This is a genomic window from Oceanobacillus bengalensis (assembly GCF_003628445.1).
Lineage (GTDB): Bacteria > Bacillota > Bacilli > Bacillales > Amphibacillaceae > Oceanobacillus > Oceanobacillus bengalensis.
The window spans coordinates 33,096-58,802 of sequence record NZ_RBZO01000014.1; the positions used below are offsets into that span (position 1 = coordinate 33,096).

25 protein-coding genes are annotated in these 25,707 nt (G+C 38.1%); 2 read left to right on the forward strand and 23 right to left on the reverse strand.

Features of this window, described 5'->3' with window-relative positions:
- Nucleotides 1–30 precede the first annotated feature (30 nt).
- The 4 genes from atpB to upp all read right to left on the reverse strand — a co-directional run bounded on the left by atpB (nucleotide 31) and on the right by upp (nucleotide 5,063).
- On the reverse strand, nucleotides 31–750 hold the full coding sequence (gene atpB, locus D8M05_RS10210; RefSeq protein ID WP_121131448.1) for a F0F1 ATP synthase subunit A: 720 nt from the start codon (nucleotides 748–750) through the stop codon (nucleotides 31–33).
- A 50-nt stretch (nucleotides 751–800) separates the two neighbouring features.
- On the reverse strand, nucleotides 801–1,205 hold the full coding sequence (locus tag D8M05_RS10215) for an ATP synthase subunit I (RefSeq protein WP_121131450.1): 405 nt from the start codon (nucleotides 1,203–1,205) through the stop codon (nucleotides 801–803).
- 389 nt (nucleotides 1,206–1,594) lie between these two features.
- The gene (locus D8M05_RS10220; protein WP_121131452.1) at nucleotides 1,595–3,766 is read right to left on the reverse strand and encodes a S8 family serine peptidase; all 2,172 of its coding nucleotides are present in this window, start codon (nucleotides 3,764–3,766) and stop codon (nucleotides 1,595–1,597) included.
- Nucleotides 3,767–4,433: 667 nt separating this feature from the next.
- Nucleotides 4,434–5,063 (reverse strand): uracil phosphoribosyltransferase, encoded by a 630-nt coding sequence (gene upp, locus D8M05_RS10225; protein ID WP_121131454.1) that lies wholly within the window; start codon nucleotides 5,061–5,063, stop codon nucleotides 4,434–4,436.
- Nucleotides 5,064–5,237: 174 nt separating this feature from the next.
- Here upp and D8M05_RS10230 point away from each other — a divergent pair, with 174 nt between their 5' ends.
- Nucleotides 5,238–5,918 carry a hypothetical protein gene (locus D8M05_RS10230; protein ID WP_121131455.1) on the forward strand — a complete coding sequence of 227 codons (681 nt, stop codon included), beginning with the start codon at nucleotides 5,238–5,240 and terminating at the stop codon, nucleotides 5,916–5,918.
- A 110-nt stretch (nucleotides 5,919–6,028) separates the two neighbouring features.
- Here D8M05_RS10230 and D8M05_RS10235 read toward each other — a convergent pair whose 3' ends face one another.
- The 6 genes from D8M05_RS10235 to D8M05_RS10260 all read right to left on the reverse strand — a co-directional run bounded on the left by D8M05_RS10235 (nucleotide 6,029) and on the right by D8M05_RS10260 (nucleotide 11,812).
- Complete coding sequence (locus D8M05_RS10235) at nucleotides 6,029–7,264, reverse strand: serine hydroxymethyltransferase (RefSeq protein WP_121131457.1); 1,236 nt, start codon at nucleotides 7,262–7,264, stop codon at nucleotides 6,029–6,031.
- A 172-nt stretch (nucleotides 7,265–7,436) separates the two neighbouring features.
- Complete coding sequence (locus D8M05_RS10240; RefSeq protein WP_121131459.1) at nucleotides 7,437–8,000, reverse strand: TIGR01440 family protein; 564 nt, start codon at nucleotides 7,998–8,000, stop codon at nucleotides 7,437–7,439.
- A gap of 72 nt (nucleotides 8,001–8,072) precedes the next feature.
- A complete protein-coding gene (locus D8M05_RS10245) occupies nucleotides 8,073–9,365 on the reverse strand; it encodes a methyl-accepting chemotaxis protein (protein WP_121131461.1) in 1,293 nt (430 codons plus the stop codon).
- A 22-nt stretch (nucleotides 9,366–9,387) separates the two neighbouring features.
- Nucleotides 9,388–9,990, reverse strand: a complete 603-nt coding sequence (locus tag D8M05_RS10250; RefSeq protein ID WP_121131463.1) for a low molecular weight protein arginine phosphatase — start codon at nucleotides 9,988–9,990, stop codon at nucleotides 9,388–9,390.
- Nucleotides 9,991–10,148: 158 nt separating this feature from the next.
- Nucleotides 10,149–10,661 carry a manganese efflux pump MntP gene (locus D8M05_RS10255; protein WP_121131568.1) on the reverse strand — a complete coding sequence of 171 codons (513 nt, stop codon included), beginning with the start codon at nucleotides 10,659–10,661 and terminating at the stop codon, nucleotides 10,149–10,151.
- A 125-nt stretch (nucleotides 10,662–10,786) separates the two neighbouring features.
- Nucleotides 10,787–11,812 carry an L-threonylcarbamoyladenylate synthase gene (locus D8M05_RS10260; protein WP_121131465.1) on the reverse strand — a complete coding sequence of 342 codons (1,026 nt, stop codon included), beginning with the start codon at nucleotides 11,810–11,812 and terminating at the stop codon, nucleotides 10,787–10,789.
- A gap of 188 nt (nucleotides 11,813–12,000) precedes the next feature.
- Here D8M05_RS10260 and D8M05_RS10265 point away from each other — a divergent pair, with 188 nt between their 5' ends.
- Nucleotides 12,001–12,501 carry a hypothetical protein gene (locus tag D8M05_RS10265; RefSeq protein ID WP_121131467.1) on the forward strand — a complete coding sequence of 167 codons (501 nt, stop codon included), beginning with the start codon at nucleotides 12,001–12,003 and terminating at the stop codon, nucleotides 12,499–12,501.
- A gap of 201 nt (nucleotides 12,502–12,702) precedes the next feature.
- Here D8M05_RS10265 and D8M05_RS10270 read toward each other — a convergent pair whose 3' ends face one another.
- From D8M05_RS10270 to D8M05_RS10335, 13 genes are all read right to left on the reverse strand, one after another.
- Nucleotides 12,703–13,107: a GNAT family N-acetyltransferase gene (locus tag D8M05_RS10270; RefSeq protein WP_121131469.1), complete on the reverse strand. Its 405-nt coding sequence runs from the start codon at nucleotides 13,105–13,107 to the stop codon at nucleotides 12,703–12,705.
- A gap of 76 nt (nucleotides 13,108–13,183) precedes the next feature.
- Nucleotides 13,184–13,801 carry a stage II sporulation protein R gene (gene spoIIR, locus D8M05_RS10275; RefSeq protein ID WP_121131471.1) on the reverse strand — a complete coding sequence of 206 codons (618 nt, stop codon included), beginning with the start codon at nucleotides 13,799–13,801 and terminating at the stop codon, nucleotides 13,184–13,186.
- 92 nt (nucleotides 13,802–13,893) lie between these two features.
- The gene (prmC, locus tag D8M05_RS10280) at nucleotides 13,894–14,754 is read right to left on the reverse strand and encodes a peptide chain release factor N(5)-glutamine methyltransferase (protein WP_121131473.1); all 861 of its coding nucleotides are present in this window, start codon (nucleotides 14,752–14,754) and stop codon (nucleotides 13,894–13,896) included.
- Nucleotide 14,755: 1 nt separating this feature from the next.
- The gene (gene prfA, locus D8M05_RS10285; RefSeq protein ID WP_121131475.1) at nucleotides 14,756–15,826 is read right to left on the reverse strand and encodes a peptide chain release factor 1; all 1,071 of its coding nucleotides are present in this window, start codon (nucleotides 15,824–15,826) and stop codon (nucleotides 14,756–14,758) included.
- 149 nt (nucleotides 15,827–15,975) lie between these two features.
- Complete coding sequence (locus D8M05_RS10290; RefSeq protein WP_121131477.1) at nucleotides 15,976–16,599, reverse strand: thymidine kinase; 624 nt, start codon at nucleotides 16,597–16,599, stop codon at nucleotides 15,976–15,978.
- A 199-nt stretch (nucleotides 16,600–16,798) separates the two neighbouring features.
- Nucleotides 16,799–17,041 (reverse strand): type B 50S ribosomal protein L31, encoded by a 243-nt coding sequence (locus D8M05_RS10295; protein WP_121131479.1) that lies wholly within the window; start codon nucleotides 17,039–17,041, stop codon nucleotides 16,799–16,801.
- Between the two features lie 180 nt (nucleotides 17,042–17,221).
- The gene (gene rho / locus D8M05_RS10300; protein ID WP_121131481.1) at nucleotides 17,222–18,502 is read right to left on the reverse strand and encodes a transcription termination factor Rho; all 1,281 of its coding nucleotides are present in this window, start codon (nucleotides 18,500–18,502) and stop codon (nucleotides 17,222–17,224) included.
- A 556-nt stretch (nucleotides 18,503–19,058) separates the two neighbouring features.
- Nucleotides 19,059–20,024 carry a class II fructose-bisphosphatase gene (glpX, locus tag D8M05_RS10310; protein WP_121131484.1) on the reverse strand — a complete coding sequence of 322 codons (966 nt, stop codon included), beginning with the start codon at nucleotides 20,022–20,024 and terminating at the stop codon, nucleotides 19,059–19,061.
- 102 nt (nucleotides 20,025–20,126) lie between these two features.
- Nucleotides 20,127–21,413 carry a UDP-N-acetylglucosamine 1-carboxyvinyltransferase gene (locus tag D8M05_RS10315; protein WP_121131486.1) on the reverse strand — a complete coding sequence of 429 codons (1,287 nt, stop codon included), beginning with the start codon at nucleotides 21,411–21,413 and terminating at the stop codon, nucleotides 20,127–20,129.
- 226 nt (nucleotides 21,414–21,639) lie between these two features.
- Nucleotides 21,640–22,275 carry a fructose-6-phosphate aldolase gene (gene fsa / locus D8M05_RS10320; protein WP_121131488.1) on the reverse strand — a complete coding sequence of 212 codons (636 nt, stop codon included), beginning with the start codon at nucleotides 22,273–22,275 and terminating at the stop codon, nucleotides 21,640–21,642.
- A gap of 89 nt (nucleotides 22,276–22,364) precedes the next feature.
- Nucleotides 22,365–23,219 (reverse strand): class II fructose-1,6-bisphosphate aldolase, encoded by an 855-nt coding sequence (gene fba, locus D8M05_RS10325; protein ID WP_121131490.1) that lies wholly within the window; start codon nucleotides 23,217–23,219, stop codon nucleotides 22,365–22,367.
- Between the two features lie 124 nt (nucleotides 23,220–23,343).
- The gene (locus D8M05_RS10330; protein ID WP_121131492.1) at nucleotides 23,344–23,703 is read right to left on the reverse strand and encodes a response regulator; all 360 of its coding nucleotides are present in this window, start codon (nucleotides 23,701–23,703) and stop codon (nucleotides 23,344–23,346) included.
- Nucleotides 23,704–23,862: 159 nt separating this feature from the next.
- Nucleotides 23,863–25,473, reverse strand: coding sequence for a CTP synthase (locus D8M05_RS10335; protein WP_121131494.1), 1,611 nt, complete (start codon nucleotides 25,471–25,473; stop codon nucleotides 23,863–23,865).
- Nucleotides 25,474–25,707: the final 234 nt, after the last annotated feature.

Here is a 25,707-nt window from a genome sequence, read left to right on the forward strand (position 1 = left end):
TTATTGTTAAACCTTATTATTTTTTTTATTTTAATGGTCACTGCTCACTTTGTGAGACATGTATACCATTGTTAACATAACAAATACATACGCTTGGATTGCTCCAATAAATGTACTAAATGCTTGCCAAACGACCATAGGAATAATTCCTACTACTCCTAAGCCACCTGCCATAACCATACCTACTAGCAATGTAAGCAAGACTTCCCCTGCATAGATATTACCAAATAAACGAAGACCGAGTGTCAGCGTATTTGTGAACTCCTCAATAATCTTAAATGGCAACATCAATGGTACTGGACTTACAAATGTCTTAAAATAATGCTTGGATCCTTGTAATTTAATACCATAGAAGTGGGTTAGTATAATTACTGTGGCTGACAGTGTTAATGTTAGTGTTGCATCAGCTGTTGGTGATTTCCACCATAAATCATGACCAACGACCCCGTTTGTCATAACACCTAACATATTACTTACAAATATGTAAAGTAGTAAGGTTAATCCAAGCGGTAGGAACACTTTACCAGTCTTCCAATCCATCGTGTCATTTACGATTCCTTTCACGAACTCTACTAGCCATTCCATGAAATTTTGAAATCCAGTTGGCTTCATTTGCAGTTTGCGGCTTGCCCACACACAGAAAACAAAGACAACGACTGAAGATACAATTATCATAAGAACATTCGCTAAATTAAAGTCAAGCCATGAAATTCCAAAAGCATCATTTAATAATGGAGCTTCATGATTCAAGTTTATCACCCCTTTTCAATCTGTTTCGTTAAAGAATTACCATATAATCGCTAATTGTCATTGGGAATATTTTGTTTTTTTTTACTATGAGTGATGAATTGAACGATTCCATCTAACGCCAATACAAAATATGAAGTTACGATACCAATAACTACCGCAATAATATGGAAGGTTTCTTCAAACCGAAGCGCGATTAAAACAGCTAATACAGCAGCGGCTAATCTCGAGAAAGTTCCTAGACCCCCACGTGCCTTACCTTGTTCTGCAACAGCTTTTCCAAACGCTTTTGTTTTGTGCTGCAACAACCATAAGTTATAGAAGCTTACAGTTGTTCCTAATAACAGGCCATAGAAGATACGTGTGTAGCTAGTAAAACCAACTCCAACTACGAAGATTGCTAGAAGATAGAGCATCCACTTTCGTTGTCTTCTTACCATAAGATCATATTCGGACATGTTTACTCTACGCTCCTAATTTAGCCTCTTAAGCCTAGACCTAAAAAGTTATTTTGGAAGGATTTGCCTTATACTATGTATCGTCTAAAACAGCACATTCCATCCTAACTAGATTATGAAATGAGAAATATATTAATAGATACATTCTTTCAATGAAAACCTTCTCATCCCACACTAAGTAAGTTTACATTAGCAGGACGTGCATTGTCAATCGCTTTAAGAAGATAAATCACGCTAAAATTACACTTAATCGCTTTATTAGAAAATACCGGCCAGCATGGATTCCCGTCGACATTAGATGCCGCTCGTCTTTTCAATCTACATGATATAACGACACCTAATTTTGACGGTTTTGTGAACAAAATTCATGCGTACCATTTGTCTAATTTTTACTCAATAAAGAGTGGGCTTTCATAACTTTCCTTCCTACCATCCTCAAGATAGACCGTAATTACCGCATGATAACTTCCTGGCTTTCCAATTTCTGACTTTTCCATTTCCCCTTCGTTCATTCCGATTTTTAAGTTTTCTATCTCTAGTAGTGTTCTCTCAAACAAAAGTGTCTGTGCATCATATAATTCTACCTCTATCCGCTTCGTTGGATCTGTGACATATAATTGGTACATGTACTCATCATCTGAAAATGCCTTAAGCGAAAATCCAAAACCCATTGCCTTTGGATTATCAGTCGCTTGATTAATAAAAAGATACGGTAACTGAAATGATGTATCTTCTTGTCGCAAGGTTAGCCAGCCTTGATGCATTCCCTCTTCTAGTAGTGGGGATGTAATACTTAACTCTATCTTCAGATTTTTGGTTTCCTTCCCTTCCAGTGTGAAGGTTTTCGGTACATGCCATACTAGCCCTTGCTGCTTTTTCGGGATTTCAAAAGAATAGGTCTGGGCTTTGTCCGAGGTATTTTCTATCTTAATTTCAAAATCCTTCGTTTGATGGAAGGTCTCTATCTTCCCAAAGGTGACTTTTGGATTATGGATAATTGTGTTTGTTTCGATTGCTTCTTCTGGTTGAATAACACCCATTCCTTGCTCATTCGGTGGAAGTAAGCCGCCCTCTTCCGTCATTAGTGGTTGTGCTGTCGTTTCAATTGCTCCATAGATTTGACGGGTTGTCCAATCCGGATGGGCCTCTTTTATAAGAGCAATTACACCTGCAACATGTGGGGCAGCCATACTTGTCCCTTGTAACGCCTGATATCCACCAGGGACGGTACTCATTATATTCGTCCCTGGAGCGAGAACATCTGGTTTAATATCCCAATTCACAGTTACCGGCCCACGTGAACTAAATGGAGCAATCGTTGTATCTGCTTCATGATAATTTGTCTCCGCATACAGGCTTTTCTGCCCTATTTTTTCCAATAACATTTCCCCTTCTTGTTTCGTGATAAATGCTACAGGAATACCGATAGATTCTTGTCCATTATCTATCGACCCTTGCATCATATCCTCTTCATTATTATAAATTAAAACTGCTTCTGCCCCTTTTTCCTCTGCTGCTTTGGCTAACTCATAAAAAGGGGTCTCACCACGCTGAATGAGAGCGATTTTCCCATGTAGACTTGATTCCTGAACGGCATCTACTACTTTATAATCTCTATTCAGATGCCAAGGTACCGAGCCCATCATTAATTGCAAGGGGATGATTGTTTCGTCAAAGGCTAACTGTAAATAAGGAATTTCCATCGGATTTGTTGATGCACCTACTGATAGCGCATCGGTTGCAGTAGCTGGTGCGCCAACCGTCCAATTATTTGGTCCACTATTTCCATTCGCAATGACCACAGGTATCCCGAGTTCTACGGCACGATTAACCGCTACACTAGTCGGATAATCTGGGCCATTAACAGAATTACCTAAAGACAGATTCATAACATCCACCTCGTCTTTCACCGCTTGCTCCATAGCAGCGATTACTTGTACAGACGTCCCCGCACCACCAGGGCCTAGCGCTCGATATGCATAAATATCCGCTTCAGGTGCAACACCTTGCAATTCTCCATTAGCTGCAATAATGCCAGAGACATGTGATCCATGAAGTGTTGCCATCCCCTGGCTTTCAACCGTCTCCATTGGGTCATCATCTAGATCTACAAGATCATACCCTTGTTTATAATTTGCTTCTAAATCTGGATGATTGTGATCAATTCCCGTATCAATAACCGCTACTTTAACACCTTCACCCGTATAGCTTGTGTTATTTAGTTGTGATGGCAAAACAACGTCCTCTTTTTTCGGGACTTCACTAATTTTATATGGGAGAGCTTCATATGTCTGCACATCATGAACCGCTTTAATAAATTCCAACGATTCCATTTTTTCCAAATCTCGGGGATTACCTTGTAGGGCTAACCCATTAAAAAGAATGTCATAAGTAGCCACGACATCGATAAATGGATGGTGGATTTCCAGGTATTCCTTATGTTCTTCTGGGTCTCCTTCCACTTCAACAATAATAGACTCCTGTTCGTCTTCTTCAGCCTGGATTACTACCGGGGAATAAATGGCGGCTATAATTAGAGCTAAAAATATGAATAAACGCATGGTGATGTCCCCCTATTCTTTTACTTCTTAGTTTTGGTCTTGTCAGGGGGAAATATGCATGGCATTTCTCGGTAGACTGAAATTCATGGAAGCAGTGTGCAGTGAGGTCTGATTTATGAGTGTTCTGCAGGTTATTTGGGAGGAAATTCTGATTTATGAGCGTTCCCTTTTAAACAAAGGCTGTTTTCGTAATTTTTGTTGCTTCTTTCGCCTCATAGTTGATGTAAAGAGTTGATATATTTAATTCAGTATTGTGTGAAGCACATCGTTCCGGAAACACACTGAGTTTAAGTTACTAACCATTATCTCCTTTGATACGGAAAGTCAAAAAGCATCGTACTACTTCACTAGTCTGGGTGAGTGGAGGGCGGTGACTCCTGCGGGAATAGCACGTGTCCGAAGACCCCGGAAGAAGCGTTCTGTGCGTCACGAGGAGGGCTGAGGCCGTGCCCTAAGGTCCGCATCCGCCCGGAGCGATCCCAGACGGCGAGATGTGCTCCGATTTAAGATAATCTGAATTAAGTTAGTTTGAAGTCTATATAAAAGTCAGTTATAAAAAAACAACTAATTATGCAAAAAGAGCCTTTAGAAAAGAGCCCACACAAAAAAGAGCTGTTATCTAAAACAACAACTCTTTTTTATTACGTGCCTGTAACCGTTCGGGCCTTTATTTTGTGCCGAATAGACGGTCACCTGCGTCACCTAGTCCTGGAACGATATAACCATGTTCATCTAATCTTTCATCTAATGCTGCTAAATAAATGTCCACATCTGGATGCTCTTTCTTAATTAACTCTACACCCTCAGGGGCAGCCACTAAACACATAAGGCGGATATGTTTAGCACCGCGTTTCTTCAAAGCTTCAATTGCGTCATTAGCTGATCCACCTGTAGCAAGCATTGGATCAATTACAATTAATTCACGTTCATGAATATCAGAAGGTAATTTAACGTAATATTCAACAGGTTTTAATGTCTTCGGATCGCGATACAAACCAACATGTCCTACTTTTGCTGCCGGAATTAACTTACGTACACCGTCCACCATACCTAATCCAGCACGTAAAATAGGAACTAAACCAATCTTCTTACCAGACAATACTTTTGCATTTGCAGTTGTTACTGGTGTATTCACTTCTACATCTTGTAGAGGAAGATCTCTCGTAATTTCGAAGGCCATTAACATCGCCACTTCATCTACAAGCTCGCGAAATTCCTTCGTACCAGTTTTCACATCTCTTATGTACGTTAATTTATGTTGAATTAATGGATGGTCAAATACAAAAACATTTCCCATTACCGTTCACTCCTTTTATAATTATATCTCTCAAATTGTACAGAAAAAAGGAAAGGTATTCAAGTTAAGTGTTGAGTAAGTCAAAAAAAGTTGAAATTTGTTACGTATTGGAGAACAAATATTGACATACGACCATTATTTGATATGTTGTAATAGTGAGAAAGGAATGATTGAATGAAGAAACAAAGAAAGCGCTTTTATTGTAATGTTACTCTACTATTATTTGTCCTATTGCTCGTAGGATGTGCAAGCGATACGAGCGAAGAATCAGAAACAGCTACTAAAGAGAATACCTCAGCGCAAGAATCTGAAGAAGAAACGGATTTGACCGAAGATAAAAAACGAATAAACGATGAAAAAGATGAATCAAACCCCACAACAGGAACAGATGAATCAGAAACTTTCGACTCTAATGATACATCTACAGAAGAAATAGGAAACAACGAGTCAAGCAATACATTAGAAGGGGAAGAAAACAGTGGATTATCTAAATATTCTTCTGATGAAATTGAATATGCTCGAATTTGGTTACAACTTGGAGCTTTAAAAGAAGTGGACGAATTGTATGTTCAGCATATTCCAGCTGGAACAGCCCTTAATCCAGATGATGAGACAAGTGCTGTTTATCCGGAAGATGTGATCCAGCTAGCAGGTGGTCGCTTAGTAGCTGGTTCGGTAACTTATAGTGGTAATGGGGATGGCACGATTAATGTGTACAACGTTCCTTTACGTTGGGATGGCCAGTATCCTGCTGGGGAAGCATTCTACAAAGACATTATTGAAAATACAAAGCAAGTGTACGTTGACCCAGGTGACGACGAAGAGATCATACAGCTTATTAATAAAATAAATTAATCTAATCTCAATATTAAATTCACAGAAATACAACAAGTTCAAAAAAATTAGGAGCTGTTCATAAATAAATTGAACAAGCCCCTAATTTTTTATGCTATTCATTCGTTATCTTATACATATAACGGGAATTTATCTGTTAACGCTTTTACTCGAGTTTCTGCTTCTTGTAATGCCGCTCCATCTTCATGATTTTTCAATGTGAAGGCAATAATTGATGCAATTTCTTTCATCTCTGCTTGCCCAAAACCACGAGTTGTTACGGCCGCCGTCCCGATACGAACACCACTTGTAACAAATGGACTATTCGTATCAAATGGAATCGTATTTTTATTCGTCGTTATGCCAATATCATCAAGTACTTTCTCCGCTACTTTACCAGTTAAACCAAGTGGTGTGACATCAACTAATAGAAGATGGTTATCTGTTCCACCTGAAACGATATGCAAACCTTCATCTATAAATGCATCACTAAGTACTTTTGCATTTTCAATTATTTGTTGTGCATACACTTTGAACTCATCTGATAGTGCTTCTTTAAAACATACCGCTTTCGCTGCAATAATATGCATTAACGGTCCACCTTGAATACCAGGGAATACAGCTTTATCGATTTGCTTTGCATATTCTTCCTTGCAAAGAATCATTCCACCACGAGGGCCACGCAATGTTTTATGTGTTGTTGTTGTAACAAAATCTGCATGCTCAACTGGGTTTGGATGAAGACCAGCTGCTACAAGACCAGCAATGTGTGCCATGTCAACCATTAGATATGCGCCAACCTCATCTGCTATTTCACGGAATTTAGCAAAATCGATTTCACGGGAATATGCACTTGCACCAGCGACAATCATTTTTGGTTTTACTTCTTTTGCCTTTTCCAAGACCGCATCATAATTCAGTTGTTCCGAATCCTTGTCCACACCATACTCAACAAAATTATATTGCTTCCCACTGAAATTCACTGGGCTACCATGTGTTAAATGACCACCATGGCTTAAATTCATACCTAGCACCGTATCACCTGTTTCTAATGTGGCGAAATATACTGCCATGTTTGCTTGTGCACCTGAATGTGGTTGAACATTCGCATGATCTGCACCGAAAAGCTGCTTCGCTCTATCACGTGCTAAGTTTTCAACGACATCAACATGCTCACAACCACCATAATACCTTTTACCAGGATATCCTTCTGCATATTTATTTGTAAGGACAGAACCCATCGCTTCCATTACTGCTTGGGATACAAAGTTTTCGGATGCAATTAATTCGATTTTATTTTGCTGACGAGATGCTTCTGCTTGAATCGCTTCAAAAAGTTCTGCATCCTGTTGTTTTACATGTTCCATTTCATAAGCCCCCTAAATATATGTAATGATGGTAAAATTCAATCTTGTCTTTATTGTAACTTTTCTCTACTCATTTTGGAATGATAATTCAGCACTATTTTAAAAAGCGAATGCTCTACTGATAAAAACCACAATTTCCTATTAAAAGAACAGATATAATTTATGATGAATGTTATTTTAATCTTGTGTTTTCATAATTTGCACGTAACCCACCAATTAGCTTTGGACGTGTATATGCCGCAGTCAATCTAGCTTCTCCTACATACCTTTGTTTAAATCGAAGCGGGACAGCAACATGCTGCAGGTGCATCCCGATCATTGTCTCTCCAATATCCATTCCTGCTTGTGCTTTTATATACTCCACGACTACAGGGTCAGCCATCTGTTGATAAGCATATGCCGCCATGGATCCACCAGCTTTCTTAACTGGAACAACGGATACTTCCTCTAAATGGTACGCAAGCATTGTTTCTCTCTCTACAACAATTGCTCTATTCAAGTGTTCACAGCATTGAAAAGCCAGTTTAATCCCTGTACGCTTTTGTAACGATACCAGTTGATTAAAAATAACACCCGCAATCTCTTCGCTACCTGATGAACCAATCCGTTTCCCACTAACTTCACTCGTTGAGCAGCCAATCACAAATATATTGCCACCGATGAGGTGTCCACTTTCCATCCATTCATTTACAGCATTTTCCAAATCCAGTTTTATTTCCCCTAGAAAATCTCCCATGAACGTCACCTCTTCATTTACTATTAGCCAAGCCCACCCAAGACTTGGCCACATAGATTTCTATTCTATCCATTAATCCACTTGAAACTTTTTAATTTGTTTTCTTAAATTATTTGCTTGCTCCTCTATTTCAAGTGCAATCTTATCCACTTCTTCAATCGTAGCTACCTGTTCTTCGATAGCCGCATTCACTTCCTCGGCACCAGCTGAAGTTTCTTCTGCAATTGCGGCCACTTCTTGAGATTGTCTAACCGTATCTTGAATAAAGTGTAATTGCTTGTCTACTAGTTTTGTAATCGCAGTAATCTCACCGGCAACGTCTGTCACAGATCCAGCCATTTGTTCAAACGCTGTAGTTGTTTCAGCACCTTTCACCGATTCTTTCTTAGCATACACCACGTTATTATTGATTTTCACTACTACTTGGTTAACATCTTCCTGGATTGCAGCAATCAAACTGGAAATTCGTTGGACAGCCCCAGCACTTTGATCTGCTAGTTTTCGAATTTCCTCCGCTACTACAGCAAAGCCTTTCCCGTGCTCTCCAGCGCGAGCTGCTTCAATGGATGCATTTAAAGCAAGCAAATTGGTTTGCTCAGCAATTTCACCAACCATGGTAATAATGGATTCCACCTGGATTGCATTCTGTTTTAAATGTTCTACATCTTTTAACGAAACTTCTTGTTCATCTGCTAACTTCTGAATACCTTTTACTAACTGGTCTACGACATGCATACTGTTATTTAATGTTCCTAGCATTGTTGTTGATTTTTCCTTCGATTGTTCTGCCTTTATCTGAACCTTTTCTGCTAGTTCTGTTGCTTCTTCCACCGCTTCAGCAGTATTTTGGATAGCTTCGGAAGAACTCTCCGCTCCTCTAGAAATTTCACTTACCGATGAGCTAATTGCCAGTGAATGCTGACTTGCTCTATTGGAAGCCTCTTTCATATATTGTACAGCCTGATTCGTCGTTTGGAAGTTTCCGTCTATGTTCTGCACAATTTGATTTAAGCTCTTCAACATCGTATCGAACGATAGGGATAGCGCACGAATTTCATCATCTGATTTAGGAATTTCAACGGTTTGGTTCAAATTACCTCTCGCAGCCTCGGATGCAATTTTTTCCAGCTTTTCTAATGGCTTTGTAATGACAAATGCCGCAAAGAAAGCTAACAAACCAGACCAAAGGATTCCCGCAAGCAATGTTAGAATGGTGTACCATTCAAATGAAATAGGGATAAAATCTTGAATGTAGTCAAACAGCGCGTACAAGAATAATGCACTTGTACCATATGTAATTAACGCTAAAATCGTCGTGAAAAAAACCAATTTTAGCCGTAGACTGAATTGGTACCTCTTTTTCATATTCGTTCCCCCTGAAAGTAAATCATTTTATTTTTTTTATTAATAATTCAATATATTGATCCAGCTCTTCTAATGTTGCCTCATACGTCCGTATATCACCGCCGAATGGATCGGATATATCATAATTTATAAGGTTAGATTCAAGACTACGAATATGATTTATATCATCTTGTAAATAATCCTCAACGATTTGATTAAAGTGAACTTGATTTTTCTTTTGTCTCTGTTCTTGTACAATCTTTAATCTTTTTTCCTCAAGATTTGCGTATGCTTGAATGACTTCCTTCCATATTTCCTTATCACCTTCAGCTACATATTCTTTTAATGTAAAAATCTTCTCCTGATAGTCTGGAAAGTCTAACATCATGGAACGTTTATGGCCTGAAGTCATGGTTAACACAATTTCTGCCCACTCAAGTAAATCCCGTCCTACCGCTTGAGTACGATGGTTAATTGAAATATGTCGTTTTCTTAGAACTTGTATTGCTTTTTCATTTGCTTGCTGGTTCTCTCCAGCATAAATACCAGCAGATTGCACCTCTATTTCAGGCATTTTATGCTTTAGTAGTCCTTCAGCCATCGGACTTCGACATGTGTTCCCAGTACACACAAATAATATTCTCATAATGGCTCTCCCATCCCTTGTCTAATAAGTCAAATATATCATAATTAAGGGGAACATGTTAGCAAAACAGGTACGATTTCCTATTTAAAAAAGACTCCTGTAAAAAAACAGAAATCCTTCATTTTATTCATCGCTTTTTTATTCCCTTAGAAAACAGCCTATCCAAAAAATATCTTAAATCCAAATCCACACAAAATACTTCCACCCAATATTTCACTATACACCCCTAAAAAGCTATGTACTTTTCTTCCGAGTAACAGTCCAATCCATGTAAGAATGGTACTTGCTACTCCAAAAAGAAATAAGACGATGGCAATTTTCGCACCTGACATCCCTAAACTAAGTCCCACTGAGAAGCTATCTAAGCTAACAGTAAACGCAATAATTAGTAAGCCAAACCCAATTGGTTGTAGCCGTTTTTTATCGTCCCCTATAAATGCATTAATAATCATTTGTGCTCCAATAGCAACTAACAGGAAGGCACTTGCAATAATGGCAAAATTCCCGATTTGGTCTGAGATGACTTTTCCTAAAAGAATTCCGAGAAAAGGCATGATCACATGAAAAATACCGATTGCAATCCCTATTAGCGCAATCCGTTTGAGCCGCATTCTCTGCATCCCCATTCCGAGACTAACAGAAAATGCATCCATTCCTAAAGCTACTGCCATAAATACTAATGAAACAATTTCACCGATATAATATTCCGTCAAATGAGTTACCCCCTAGGACATGCTTATAAACTATATGCATGTCCTAAAGGGAATATGTACAAAAGTACTATAGGTGACTTGTTCTACTGTTCACTAACAAAATGGCTCGCCGCTTTACGTAAACGATTCATTACTGCTTGTCCAATTCCCTCTTCAGAAAAGGCTTCACAAATAATGATATCGACATCACCTTGTTTAAATCTACGCAACCCATCATACAGATGTGTAGCAACTTCATTCATTGTTTCGCCTAGCGAAAGTATTTCATCCGCATTTACAGATCCCACTATCTTTGAACTAACAAGGACAGCAACACGTTTCCCAGCCTGCTGTTCCTTATCAATCGTTTCTTGAATTTCACGAGGAGAACCCTCTACTAAAACCAACGGGACATCTGGAGCGTAATGTTTGTATTTCATTCCTGGTGCTTTTGGTTTTTCCTTGTTATTTGCTAGAGCAGGGTCAAAAGCAACTTTACCAACAACCTCCTCTAGCTGTTCTCTCGTTACACCACCAGGCCTTAGAATAATGGGGATATCCTGTGTGCAATCAATTACTGTTGATTCCACGCCAACACCAGTAGGGCCACCATCAAGGAGCCCTGCAATTTTACCTGCGAGGTCTTCCCAGACATGCTCAGCAGTCGTTGGACTCGGTTTCCCTGAAATATTTGCGCTTGGTGCTGCAATTGGGATATTACATTGTTTTAATAACGCACGTGCAACGGGATGACTTGGTATTCGCACGCCAATTGTGGATAACCCTGCCGTTACATTATCCGCACATATCCCATTGCTTTGAAGAACATATGTAATCGGACCAGGTGAAAAGGTATCAATCAAATTTTCTACATATGCTGGTACGTTTTCCACAAGTTTAAATAATTGCTCTTTCGTTGCAACATGCGCAATTAATGGATTGTCCCCAGGACGACCTTTCGCTTTGAAGATTTTAGCAACTGCCGAATTCTTTGTTGCGTCCGCACCCAATCCATACACCGTCTCCGTCGGAAAAGCAACCGTCATCCCATCTCTCAAGAATTGCGCCGCTTCTATTATCGCTTTATAATCTATATCATCATTTACATTCCATCGTTTTGTTTCAGTCATGCTTGGTCCCTCTTTTCTATTTCCTATTCTAGTGGAATTTACGGGATTACGCAAAAAACGTTATAACGTTAGGCTCTTTTCGTACGTTTTATTGTTTTTTAATATTCATAGTTGATATAAACTGCGCAGTAACATCGAACTTAAAAAAATATCTTGCTTGTACTCTCAAGATCAATAAAGAATTATGAATGCCAATACTCAACGGTGCTATCAAGAATGAAATAGAGCAAGATTCTCATGAAATGAACTTGATAAGCCTTCTCAAGATTAAAATTGAGCAAAATTCTCTTCAAATGAACTTGATAAGCTCTCTCAAGATTAAAATTGAGCAAAATTCTCTTCAAATGAACTTGATAAGCTCTCTCAAGATTAAAATTGAGCAAAATTCTCTTCAAATGAACTTGATAAGCCTTCTCAAGATTAAAATTGAGCAAAATTCTCTTCAAATGAACTTGATAAGCCTTCTCAAGATTAAAATAGAGCAAAACCCTCTTGAAATGAACTTGATAAGCCTTCTCAAGATTGAAATAGAGCAAAACCCTCCTGAAATGAACTTGATAAGCCTTCTCAAGATTGAAATAGAGCAAAATTCTCTTCAAATGAACTTGATAAGCTCTCTCAAGAAAATTTCCCAAATTATTGTTACTTCGCAGTTTATACATACTATGTCAAACACAAGAATCTTCTAGAAAATATCCTATCCTTAATTAAAGAAAAGACTAATCCACAACAAAAAACCTGAGAATAATTATCCACAGGTAAATTGCTGTTATTATTGCTTTTTTCCAGATCCACAAGAATTTTATCCACTAATAGGTACTTTTACTCACAGTTTTCCAACAAGTTATACACATGCACTTGTGGATATTGTGCATATCTTTTCAGAAAAGTTAAGAAACGTGATAAGACCACCAATTTCCCTTTGTTATCGGGTGTTTATCCACAAATTTTGTTTCCCTTTGCGGATGGAATTGTAATGCTTCTAGTAAAATATCCACAACTGGTTGATGACTGTGCACATACACACTTTTTGCCTGCTTTGATTTCGCTAATGCCAAAATCGTTTCTACTAGCACTGGCAATTTATTTGCTTCCGCCCTCGTAATATATAACTGTTTTAACCAAAACACACCTTCATCTTCTAACGCTTGCAAGCTAAAGCAACCTTCTATTTTATCTTGTATTGCTACAACATAGCCCTCAAGGAGCAAGCTATCTTTATCAAGACCTTTATTATTTGCTAAAAATTCATTAAGCTGCCCTTGATTTGCTTTATTTGCTGGTATGATATTCATTCATCTCACCTCTTCTATTCATTTTGATAGAACAATTATTTACCATTTCTACCATCCTATGCATCAAATAGAAGAACTATGACCAACCAAACCATTCAAATAAGAAAAACTTAACTTCCGTTTCCTCTTCTTCTTCGACTTCCTTTTCCTCTTCTAATGTCTCCATTTCACCTGCATCCGCCGCAGCTACCGTTGTACCGAATGAAAAATCCAGAAAACATAATGGCGGGAACAATACGCACCACCAATTATCCCCTTCTCCTTCACCTATCGTTATTAAAATTGCTTCGTACTCTCCAGCCGGATAAAGATATGATCCATACAATTTCGTTGGGAAGGCAACATTTTTCCCGTATTCTACAGTATAGTCATTACCCACACCTTCTTCTTCAATAACCGATGCAACAATTTCTCTTATTTCAGGTATTCTCGACTCTATTAAATCTCTCGCTTCATTAATATCGGTCATATATTCAACCCAGCCCGAAACTTCTTCACTAACCCGATCACGCACGAGTCTCTTTAGTGCCTGATCCTCTTCTGAATCACTGTTTGCTAGAATGCGAAGTCTAATTGCCTCGTCTGGAATTTCTTCATAATCATATTCTAATCCCTTTTCTTGACTAACTCCTTTTGATGGCATTGCTAGAAAAAGTATAATAAATATAAATGCAAAAAATACAAGTTTTTTCATCGCTTTTTAGCTCCTCTCCCTGAACTTATTCTTCATTATGGACAGGGCAAAACGATTTTAAACTAGTAATCTAGTAATAATCTATTTTTCTTTTAAAAGATGCGTGCTGAAACAATTCGATCCTTTCCATTTATGTCTTTCAGGCACCGAACCTCCGCAGTTGGAAATCTCTGCATAATAATTTCTTGAATATCTGCGGATTGTTTATAACCAATCTCAAAAGCAATCTGTGCTTGCCTTTTTAAAACTTTGGGTGCTTGTTGTATTATCCTTCTATACGCTGCCAACCCTTCCTCGTCAGCAAATAACGCAAGCGCAGGGTCGAAGTTTTTCACCGTATCATCCATGGCGGCTTTTTCTGATTCTGCTATATACGGGGGATTCGAAACTATGATATCTGCTTGAATGTTCTCGTCAATAAGTGGCTGTGCAAAGTCACCTTGAAGGAAATGTACATTGGCTTTTAATCGGTCCGCATTATTTTTAGCAATAGAAAGTGCTTCAGATGAAATATCGGTTGCATAGACAGTAGCCTGTGGCAGCTCAAGGGCAAGCGTAATCGCGATTACTCCACTCCCCGTTCCAATGTCTACAATTGTAATCGGATTTTCCGTGTATTTCTTTTTCACCAGTTCGATTATATGGAGGACAAGTTCTTCTGTTTCTGGCCTCGGAATGAGCACATGGTTATTTACCTGAAACTTACGCCCATAAAACATTTCATTTCCAGTAAGATGCTGCACTGGAATCCCTGTTTCTGCATGTAACTGGAGATCTTTTTCAAAACGTTCAATGACACTTGATGGCACTGGATCTTGCATTTTCATAAAGAATTCTGACCTTGATATTCGTAAATGATGCTGAAGTAGGATTTCAGCAACTTTCGATTCCCGATTATATTCATCTAAAAAAAGAGAAGCCCGTTTTAGGACTTCATATAATTTTTCACTCATTTTATTCACCAATATGCTCTAATTTTTTGGCTTGTTCTTCAAGTTGTAATGCATCAATAAACTCATCCAATTTACCTTGCAAAATTTGGTCAAGCTTTTGAATTGTTAAACCAATTCTATGGTCTGTAACACGGTTTTGCGGGAAATTATACGTACGGATCCGCTCTGAACGGTCTCCTGTACCAACAGCTGATTTTCTCGTTTCATCTAATTTCGCCTGTTCTTCTTGCTGGAATTTATCATAAATTCGAGCACGCAATACTTTCATTGCCTTTTCTTTGTTTTTGATTTGAGATTTTTCATCCTGGATTGATACAACAATTCCAGTGGGCACATGTGTTAAACGTACAGCAGACATCGTTGTATTTACACTTTGGCCACCAGGCCCACTTGATGCAAACGTATCAACACGAATATCCTTGTCATGAACTTCAACTTCAACTTCCTCCGCCTCAGGTAAAACAGCTACCGTTGCAGTAGAAGTATGAATCCGGCCACCTGATTCCGTTTCTGGAACACGCTGAACACGATGTGCACCATTTTCAAATTTCAATTTGGAGTATGCACCTTTTCCGTTAATCATAAAGATAATTTCTTTATAACCCCCAACACCAGTCGTATTCGCTTCCATAACATCAATCTTCCAGCCTTGGTTTTCTGCATAACGCGTATACATCTTGTATAAATCGCCAGCAAACAATGCTGCTTCATCTCCACCCGCTGCACCGCGGATTTCTACAAATACGTCTTTATCATCATTCGGGTCTTTTGGTAAAAGTAAAATCTTCATTTTTTCCCGTAATGACTCTTCTGTTTGGCTAAGCTCAGCAATTTCTGCTTTCACCATCTCATACATTTCATCTTCCAGATTGTCCTCGAGCATTTCCTTCGCATCTTTCAACCCGGCATCCACGTCTTTATATTGACGATACGCCACGACAACATCCTCAAGGCCTGCTTGCTCTTTTGAATAGTCACGTAATTTATTCGTATCCTTAACGATTTCTGGGTCACTTAAAAGTTCATTTAGTTTATTATAACGATCTTCCAATGTTTGCAATCGATCAATCACCACGAACACCTCTTTCTTTACCAGTATCATTATATTATATAGGAGGGTGTGGGGTCAATTTGAGATGTGGATTATTGGTAGCTGGGTGTTGCGGGGTTTTAAATGAATAAATTCCTCTTATTAAAAAAAAGAGCACCACTTCAGGCACTCTACTTCACTGCATCTATCATATCACTTGTCAATACATTACTTACAGGTTTATTCGGCACTTCATGATGATGACGGCATCGAGGTTCATAAGATTCGGATGCACCAACTAAGATTACTGGATCATCATATGATGCGGGCTTTCCATTAATGAGGCGTTGGGTTCTACTTGCAGGCGAGCCGCATAATGGACAAATTGCATTTAGCTTCGTGACAAATTCGCTAACAGCCATTAATTGGGGAACAGGGCCAAATGGTTCTCCGCGAAAATCCATATCTAAACCTGCAGTAATTACTCGAATACCTTGATTAGCAAGTTCTTCAGCAATATCTACAATATTTTCATCAAAAAACTGTACTTCGTCAATTCCAACAATTTCTATATTTTTATCTATACGTTCTAGTATTTCTTCGGAACGGTGTATCGGATGGGCAACAGTGGATGTTCCATTGTGTGAGACAACAGCGGTATCATTGTAACGTTTATCTATTGCAGGCTTAAATACCTGAACTGAAAGGTTGGCAAAAGTAGCGCGGCGGACACGACGAATTAACTCCTCTGATTTACCGGAAAACATACTCCCACAAATCACTTCTATCCAGCCATTTTGTTTCATAACATACATAGTAGAGAATCCCTCACTTTTCCATCTTCTTTATGTACATTGCATAGTTTACCACAAATTTAGATAATATATTGATTTAGTTTTAGATGTAAAAAAAGTAAAAACAGGCAAAATATAGACATTTTGCCTGTCTTCCATGTTTTGGGATAATTCCCTTTGTTTATTCGCACCGTATACCCGTAAGTAACGGACCTTTTTATTACATATTGTATTTTTTCTTAAAGCGATCCACACGGCCGCCAACTTTGTCAGCTTTTTGTTTACCAGTGTAGAATGGGTGTGAATCAGAACTGATTTCGACTTTGATTAATGGGTATGTGTTACCATCTTCCCATTCAATCGTTTCGTTAGAACTTCTTGTTGAACCACTCAAAAATTTGAAATCTGAGCTTGTATCAAGAAATACAACTTTTCTGTATTCTGGATGAATTCCGTTTTTCATATCTTTCCACTCCTTTTTGCCCTGAATCCCTTAGAAACAGAGTTATTTCGGGGAGCCGTATGAGGTAATATACCTTATCTAAACTCACATAGAGATTATACCAGTCTAATGCACAGTTTGCAAGAGGCCCGTACACTTTTTTGATCAGAATTTACGCTTAACGGGCGCTTACTTTAAACTTTATCGCTTCATTCCTTTTCGTTTCATTTCATCGTCCATCACTTGGTAAAATTCACCATTAGTTTTGGAGCTCTTTAATTTTCTTAAGAAGCGTTCTAAGAAATCATTCGAATCTTGCATTGTTTTACGAATTGCCCACATTTTTTCAAGATGCCCTTTCGGAACGAGTAATTCTTCTTTACGTGTACCTGAACGCAAGATATCAATTGCAGGGAAAATTCTGCGTTCAGAAAGGTGACGATCTAGATGTAACTCCATGTTACCGGTCCCTTTAAATTCCTCATAAATAACATCATCCATACGTGAACCTGTATCAACTAAGGCAGTGGCCAAAATGGTAAAACTTCCACCTTCTTCAATATTTCTTGCCGCACCGAAGAAACGTTTCGGTCTGTGGAATGCAGCTGGATCGATACCACCTGAAAGTGTTCGGCCACTTGGCGGAATAACTAAGTTATATGCGCGTGCTAAACGAGTAATACTATCCATTAAAACAATAACATCTCGCTTATGTTCAACTAAACGCATGGCACGTTCTAGTACAAGTTCAGATACTTTGATATGACTTTCTGGTACCTCATCAAATGTAGAACTAACGACATCAACATCAGGATGAACAGAACGCTCAATGTCTGTTACTTCTTCTGGTCGTTCGTCTACTAATAAGATAATTAGTTTTGCATTTGGATGATTAACTGAAATACTGTTGGCAATTTCTTTAATCAACATTGTTTTCCCAGCTTTCGGTGGGGCAACAATAAGTCCACGTTGTCCAAAACCGACCGGTGTCATTAAATCGATGATTCTTGTAGACAATTTATTTGGCTCTGTTTCTAATTTCATAAAACGATTAGGATATAAAGCCGTTAACCCAGGAAAATGCACACGCTCTTTTGCCGTTTCTGGATCTTCACTGTTTACTGCATCAACATGCAATAACCCATAATAACGTTCGTTTTCTTTTGGTGGGCGAACCTTACCAGAAACCTTATCTCCATTACGTAAATCAAACCTTCGTATTTGAGATGCAGAGATATAAATATCTTCCGCACTAGGTGAGTAATTAATTGGTCTGAGGAATCCAAATCCTTCAGAAGGGATAATTTCTAACACACCATCCATAAATAAGTAACCATCTTTTTCTGCTTGCGCCTTAAGGATTGCAAATATTAATTCTTTTTTTGTTAATTTTGCGTAATAGGAAACTTTATATTCCTTAGCCAACGCATATAATTCCTTTAAAGTTAATGTCTCTAATTGAGAGATTGTTAATGTAGACATTTCATCACCACGCCTATTAAATTTTCGGTATTTTTTAAAAGATTCATTCATTTAGAAACCGTAAAATATATACAGCTCTATGTGTTATAAAAGTATAAGTGCTTATTAAAAACAACTTGATGGTTCTACTTCATTTATGGAAGGTAAGTCCTTTTTGAAGAAAAGTAGATTATACAGAAGCAAAAACAGAAGTTTAACAAGTAACTTAGGACTAATGTGTATTTAGCGGTTTTTCTATTTATCGTACGTGTTCAAAAAAGGAGGGTAAAAAGAACCGTGAAGTTCGAGGCGGCGAAGCTCCCACCAGCGGAAAGCAAACCAACGAAGAAACTCGATGTGTCATTTTTACCGGACTTTTTGACAACCTTTTATAGTATTAGCCAAGTTTATCTCGCATTAAACATTTACTATATTACGCTCTTAGGGCGCATTATTCAATACTATTTATCATTTAAATTGTTTGTCTTACCAAAATAGAAGGAGTCTGTAGTTTAATAGATTTAAAATAGAAGGAAAAGAAAGTCTTCACTAGGAGACTTTCTTCCCTTTTTCCTCTTTATTTAAACACTAAATTAGGTTTTTTCTGTAGGCTATGCTCTCCATCAATAAAGCGAACCGTTCCACTCTTCGCCCGCATAACAACCGTTTGAGTCGTAGCTCGATTGCCTTTAAATTGAACACCCTTTAAGAGCTCACCATCCGTTACACCTGTTGCTGCAAAGATAGCGTCATCGCCACTACAGAAATCATCCATATAAAAGACTTTCTCTAAATCTTTAATACCCATTTTATGGCATCTAGAGATTTCCTCATCATTCGATGGTACGAGCTTTCCTTGGATTTCTCCACCTAAACATTTTAATGCGGCAGCAGCGATCACGCCTTCAGGTGCTCCACCACTACCTAGTAGAATATCAACACCAGTATTATCAAATGCAGTATTGATAGCAGCAGCTACATCCCCATTCGGAATTAACTTTATTCTTGCACCCGCATCACGAACATCTTGAATTAACTTCGTATGACGCTCACGTTCCAAAATCGTTACAACAAGGTCTTCTACATCTTTATTTTTCGCCTTTGCAACTGCTTTCAAATTATCGATGACTGGTGCGTTTATATCGACTTTACCAACTGCTGCTGGTCCAACAGCAATCTTATCCATATACATGTCTGGCGCATGTAATAATGTACCTTTATCAGCAATTGCAATAACCGCAAGTGCATTCCAAGTACCTTGAGCAACAATTTCTGTTCCTTCAAGTGGGTCTACAGCGACATCAACACCAGGTCCTTCCCCAGTACCTAGCTTTTCACCAATGTAAAGCATTGGAGCCTCATCCATTTCTCCTTCACCAATTACAACGGTTCCTTGCATTGGTATCGTGTCGAATACAGTACGCATTGCAGTTGTTGCTGCATCGTCCGCTTCATCTTTCACACCTCTGCCCATCCAACGTGCTGATGCTAATGCAGCAGCCTCCGTTACACGAACTAATTCCATTGATAAACTTCTTTCCATATTGGCTCTCTCCCTTTTTTTATAAAAATATCCTCATCCCAATTCAGATATTTTAGCCATGTTTAGATTGAAATAAAAATGGAATTCTTTCTATCCAATGTTTTAAGAGTTTTGAAATTGTTTAATTTCGTTAGGTGTCATCTCTTCTCGCCAAACATTTGCACCAAGATTTGTAAGCTTCTCTATAATATTCTCATAACCTCGGTCAATATGTTCTAAGCCCGTTATTTCAGTTACACCTTCCGCCATTAATCCAGCAACGATTAAAGCTGCACCTGCACGGAGATCGGATGCTTTTACTTTCGCTCCTTGCAACTTAACTGGGCCTGAAACGATAATCGATCCACCTTCTACTTTAATCATAGCATTCATTCGTCTTAATTCATCGATATGCTTTAAGCGAGCAGAGTAGATGGTATCTGTTATTACACCTGTACTATCTGCCTTTGTTAACAAAGAAGTAAATGGTTGTTGAAGGTCTGTTGGAAAACCTGGATAAACCAATGTTTTAATATCTACACTCTTTAGTGGACCTCTTGGCGCAATTAATAGTTGATCATCTTTCTCTTCTAATCTTACGCCCATTTCCCTAAGTTTGGCAAGGAGTGATTCAATATGACGTGTAATCACATTATCCAGTACTACTTCTTTACCCATCGCTGCAGCAGCAATTGCGTATGTACCAGCTTCAATTCGATCAGGTATAATCGTATGCCTGCATCCATGTAAGCTCTCGACGCCTTCAATCCGAATTACATCTGTACCCACACCTTTGATTTTTGCACCCATATTTGTTAATAGGGTTGCAACATCAATAATTTCGGGTTCCTTCGCTGCATTCTCTATAATTGTCTTACCCTTCGCTCTTACAGCTGCAAGCATAATATTAATCGTAGCTCCAACACTAACAACATCCAAATAGATTCTTGCACCCCTTAATTCTTTAGCTCGAAGGTAAATGGCACCTTGCTCATTCGTTACTTCTGCACCGAGTGCTTCAAATCCTTTAATATGCTGATCAATCGGTCGCGGGCCCAAATAGCATCCACCTGGAAGACCAATCACTGCCTTTTTAAATTTCCCAAGCATTGCTCCCATAAAGTAATAAGAGGCACGCAGTTTTTTCACCTTGCCATTAGGAAGTGGCATGTCTACCATTTTTTCCGGATTTACTGTTATTGTACGGTCATTCCATTCTACCGTACCACCAATTTCTTCCAATAAATCACTTAATGTTTCTACATCTGATATATTCGGAAGACCTTCAATCGTTACTTGCGAATCAGCTAAAATTGATGCTGGTAACAATGCAACAGCACTATTTTTAGCCCCACTAATTCTTACTTGGCCACTTAATTCATGACCACCTTCAATCAACATTTTCTCCATAATTTAAAACCCCACTTTTCGAGGGCTGTTCAAATACTATTATTTGAACACACACCATTTCAAAGATTGTATTATTTGATGGTGACAACCAATTAATATGTATGACGTTTCTCTGATGTAATTTAATTGTCTACATCTCTTATTATAGCTTGTACGATAAAATAAATTTCATTCATAAAATGACTAAGTTGAAAATTTCAGACGAGTTCAAATTCCCTGACTAAGTCTATTTATTCCAGTCTGCTAAAAATTTCTCTATGCCTTGATCTGTTAGTGGATGTTTTACTAGTTGTTCTAGCACTTGATACGGAATGGTAGCAATATTCGCACCATTTTGCGCAGCATCGATGACATGCAACGGATGACGGATAGATGCAGCTATAATTTCTGTTTTGATATCATGGAGTGCAAAGATTTGCGAAATAGTAGATACTAGAGTCATCCCATCATGACCGATATCGTCAAGTCTACCTAAGAATGGAGAAACATATGTAGCACCAGCACGAGCAGCAAGGAGCGCTTGGTTCGCATTAAAAATAAGTGTTACATTTGTTTTAATGTTAAGGTCACTGAATGCTTTTACAGCTTTTAAACCTTCTAGTGTCATTGGCACTTTAACCGTTATATTCGGTGCTATTGCCGCAAGTTCTTTTCCTTCTTTAATCATACCTGGAGCGTCTTCAGCAATAACTTCTGCACTAACAGAGCCGGATACCTCAGCAGTAATTTCCCTTAAACGATCATGAAAGGAAACTCCCTCTTTTGCTACTAAACTAGGATTTGTTGTTACCCCAGCTAGAATACCTAATTGATTTGCAGAGCGAATTTCTTCAATATTAGCTGTATCTATAAAAAATCTCATAACATTATTCCCCCTTGTTATTTATTTTCCAGTAGATAATTAGAGACGAATGGATATTATCTATCGTCCATTCGTCACCATTACTCTATTTACGCTTTACCTGAAGAACCGAATTCACGCATTTTACCAATAACTGTTTCTTTAATAGCCGCTGTACCAGGTCCTAAATATTTACGTGGATCGTAAACATCTGGCTTTTCTGCTAGCGTTTCGCGAACAGCTTTTGTTTGTGCAATTTGGTTTTCTGTGTTTACATTAATTTTAGCAGTACCTAGTGAAACTGCTTTTTGAATATCTTTTGTTGGAATTCCAGTACCACCATGCAATACAAGTGGAACGCCTACAAGATTAAGGATTTCTTCCATTTCTTTGAAGCCTAGGTTTGGTTCACCTTGATATGGACCATGTACAGAACCCAATGCTGGTGCTAAACAATCAACTCCAGCTTCTGTAACTAGACGTTTACATTCATTTGGATCTGCATAGTTAATGCCACCAATTACGCCGTCTTCTTCTCCACCAACTGTACCCACTTCTGCTTCGACAGAAACACCGTGAATATGTGCTAACTCAACAACTTTACTTGTTAAAGCAATGTTTTCTTCGATTGGTGAATGTGAAGCATCAATCATAACAGAAGTAAATCCTGCATGAATTGCTTGTGAACATTTTTCAAAACTTGAACCATGGTCTAAATGGATAGCAACAGGTACGGTTGTTCCATAAGATTCCATTAGAGATTTTACCATCGCAACAACGACATTAAAGCCTCCCATATATTTACCGGCACCTTCAGAAACTCCTAAAATGACTGGTGATTTCTCTTCTTCAGCCGCTTGTAAAATAGCTTGGATATATTCCAAGTTATTTATGTTAAACTGCCCGACAGCATAACCATTTTCTTTACCTTTTTCTAACATTTCTTTCATTGAAACTAATGGCATACGTAATCCTCCTCTGGTGATTTCTTTCACATTTGCTGGAAAGTACTATTGTTTACATCCTAAGTTTACCAACTAGTCCAAGCTCACGCAACATTTTGGAATTAGGCTAAATTTTCAAGAAAGTTTAGGGTAAAATAGCCTTAATTTGTTTGCAAAGCACTTTTACATCAAACGGTTTACCGATTACAGCTTTTACAAAGGTGTATTCTTCTTTGACACCAATTATATTTTCTGCTAATCCGCTCATAATTATAGCAGGTACTTGTGTTTTTTCCACTTCCAACTGCTGTAAAACTTTTGCCCCATCAATAATTGGAAGTTTATAATCCAGGATAATTAAATCATAGCTTTTAATATGTATTTGATCCAATGCCTCTTTGCCATTTGTTGCTGTATGAACCTGATAACCTTCATTCTCCAGTATGTCTGTTAATAATAGCCTTATTCCAAGTTGGTCATCAACAACTAATATCCCTTTTCCCAATACAACTTGCCTCCCCTAATAAATTTCCCCTTATTCCCCTCTATTAATTATTCGATAGGGCTATATTATTTTCCTGCATTTTCCATAAAATATATATGGGAATATTTTACATTGAAAAACCTCGAACACATGTGTGTCCGAGGTTTACTAACCATCTATTTAGTTATTTGATTTATGTTGGGTAGATGCTCCAATAAAACCTTTAAATAAGCTTTGTGCTCTTGTTGGTCGCGATGTAAATTCTGGGTGGAATTGACATGCAACAAACCATGGATGATCTTCAATTTCAATCGTCTCAACTAATCTACCATCAGGGCTTGTCCCAGAGAAGACCAATCCTTTTTCTTCCATTTGCTCACGATATTCATTATTAAATTCATATCGATGACGATGGCGTTCTTCGATAACGTCTGCACCTTCATATGCAGCTTTTGTTTTCGTACCATCTTTCAATTTACATTGGTATGCACCAAGGCGCAATGTACCACCTAGGTCTTCAACGTCCTTTTGTTCTGGTAATAAGTCGATAATTGGATATGGCGTATCAGGGTTAATTTCGGCTGAGTGCGCACCTTCTAATCCAAGAACATTACGAGCAAATTCTACGGAAGCTAACTGCATACCAAGACAGATTCCGAAAAATGGTACATTATTTTCACGCGCATAGCGAATAGCAGCAATTTTACCATCAATACCTCTGTCACCAAATCCACCTGGTACAAGCACACCATCAACATTCGCTAACGCTTCTCTAATTTCATCTTCTGATAATTTTTCTGAATTAATCCAGCGCACATTAATATCTGTGTCATAAACATATCCTGCATGCTTTAACGATTCAACAACAGAAAGATATGCATCAGGTAGCTCAACGTATTTACCAACTAAACCAATATTAACCGTATTAGACAGGTTCCTAACTTTTGAAACAAGTGCTTGCCACTCCACCATATCAGCCTCACTACATTCTAAATCAAAATGATCACAGACTAACTGGTCAAGGTTTTGTTCCTGCAATGTTAGAGGGATTTGATAAAGCGTATCAGCATCAGGCATTTCAATTACTGCATTTACATCAATATCGCAGAATAGGGATATTTTATCTTTCATATCTTGACTGACTGGAAGTTCTGTTCGCAATACAACAACATCAGGTTGAATACCTAGTGAACGTAATTCTTTCACACTATGTTGTGTTGGTTTTGTTTTCATTTCACCCGCAGCTTTGATATATGGAATGAGTGTACAGTGAACATACATCACACTATTTCTTCCAACTTCATTTTTTATTTGACGGATTGCCTCAAGAAATGGTAGTGATTCAATATCACCAACTGTACCACCGATTTCTGTTATAACAACATCCGCTCCAGTTGCTTCACCCGCGCGAAATACTTGGTCCTTAATTTCATTGGTTATATGAGGGATGACTTGCACCGTACCACCTAGATAGTCTCCGCGTCTTTCTTTCTTTATAACAGTGGAATATACTTTACCTGTTGTTATATTGCTGTATTGATTTAAGTTATTATCTATAAATCGTTCATAATGCCCCAAGTCCAAATCCGTTTCTGCACCATCATGTGTAACGAATACCTCTCCATGTTGATATGGACTCATCGTACCTGGGTCAACGTTAATATATGGGTCAAATTTTTGTAATGTAACCTTTAATCCTCGGTTTTTTAATAAACGACCTAATGAAGCAGCAGTTATTCCCTTCCCTAATGAGGAAACAACACCACCTGTTACAAAAATATACTTCGTCACTATAATCCCTCTTTCTTTCTTGTTGTTGATAGTTTATTTTGTACTAAATATAAGAATAAAAACACGATGAATAATACCTTTAAAAAGAAAGAAATCTGCATTAGCCGAGCACCAAAAAACTCGGATGTACAGATTATTTCTATTTTAAAAATAAAAAGCGTCTCCCCAAAAATCATCCGGGGAAACGCTATGAATTTAATTTATAGAGCCCAAGTAAAATAATACTTATTGTAC

Bases quoted from the DNA above. Each gene is read 5' to 3' on its own strand.
- D8M05_RS10215 (WP_121131450.1), bottom strand. From the start codon at position 1,205: ATGTCCGAATATGATCTTATGGTAAGAAGACAACGAAAGTGGATGCTC.
- D8M05_RS10220 (WP_121131452.1), bottom strand. From the start codon at position 3,766: ATGCGTTTATTCATATTTTTAGCTCTAATTATAGCCGCCATTTATTCC.
- upp (WP_121131454.1), bottom strand. From the start codon at position 5,063: ATGGGAAATGTTTTTGTATTTGACCATCCATTAATTCAACATAAATTA.
- D8M05_RS10230 (WP_121131455.1), top strand. From the start codon at position 5,238: ATGAAGAAACAAAGAAAGCGCTTTTATTGTAATGTTACTCTACTATTA.
- D8M05_RS10235 (WP_121131457.1), bottom strand. From the start codon at position 7,264: ATGGAACATGTAAAACAACAGGATGCAGAACTTTTTGAAGCGATTCAA.
- D8M05_RS10240 (WP_121131459.1), bottom strand. From the start codon at position 8,000: ATGGGAGATTTTCTAGGGGAAATAAAACTGGATTTGGAAAATGCTGTA.
- D8M05_RS10245 (WP_121131461.1), bottom strand. From the start codon at position 9,365: ATGAAAAAGAGGTACCAATTCAGTCTACGGCTAAAATTGGTTTTTTTC.
- D8M05_RS10250 (WP_121131463.1), bottom strand. From the start codon at position 9,990: ATGAGAATATTATTTGTGTGTACTGGGAACACATGTCGAAGTCCGATG.
- D8M05_RS10255 (WP_121131568.1), bottom strand. From the start codon at position 10,661: ATGGCAGTAGCTTTAGGAATGGATGCATTTTCTGTTAGTCTCGGAATG.
- D8M05_RS10260 (WP_121131465.1), bottom strand. From the start codon at position 11,812: ATGACTGAAACAAAACGATGGAATGTAAATGATGATATAGATTATAAA.
- D8M05_RS10265 (WP_121131467.1), top strand. From the start codon at position 12,001: ATGCCAATACTCAACGGTGCTATCAAGAATGAAATAGAGCAAGATTCT.
- D8M05_RS10270 (WP_121131469.1), bottom strand. From the start codon at position 13,107: ATGAATATCATACCAGCAAATAAAGCAAATCAAGGGCAGCTTAATGAA.
- spoIIR (WP_121131471.1), bottom strand. From the start codon at position 13,801: ATGAAAAAACTTGTATTTTTTGCATTTATATTTATTATACTTTTTCTA.
- prmC (WP_121131473.1), bottom strand. From the start codon at position 14,754: ATGAGTGAAAAATTATATGAAGTCCTAAAACGGGCTTCTCTTTTTTTA.
- D8M05_RS10290 (WP_121131477.1), bottom strand. From the start codon at position 16,599: ATGTATGTTATGAAACAAAATGGCTGGATAGAAGTGATTTGTGGGAGT.
- D8M05_RS10295 (WP_121131479.1), bottom strand. From the start codon at position 17,041: ATGAAAAACGGAATTCATCCAGAATACAGAAAAGTTGTATTTCTTGAT.
- rho (WP_121131481.1), bottom strand. From the start codon at position 18,502: ATGTCTACATTAACAATCTCTCAATTAGAGACATTAACTTTAAAGGAA.
- glpX (WP_121131484.1), bottom strand. From the start codon at position 20,024: ATGGAAAGAAGTTTATCAATGGAATTAGTTCGTGTAACGGAGGCTGCT.
- D8M05_RS10315 (WP_121131486.1), bottom strand. From the start codon at position 21,413: ATGGAGAAAATGTTGATTGAAGGTGGTCATGAATTAAGTGGCCAAGTA.
- fsa (WP_121131488.1), bottom strand. From the start codon at position 22,275: ATGAGATTTTTTATAGATACAGCTAATATTGAAGAAATTCGCTCTGCA.
- fba (WP_121131490.1), bottom strand. From the start codon at position 23,219: ATGCCATTAGTTTCAATGAAAGAAATGTTAGAAAAAGGTAAAGAAAAT.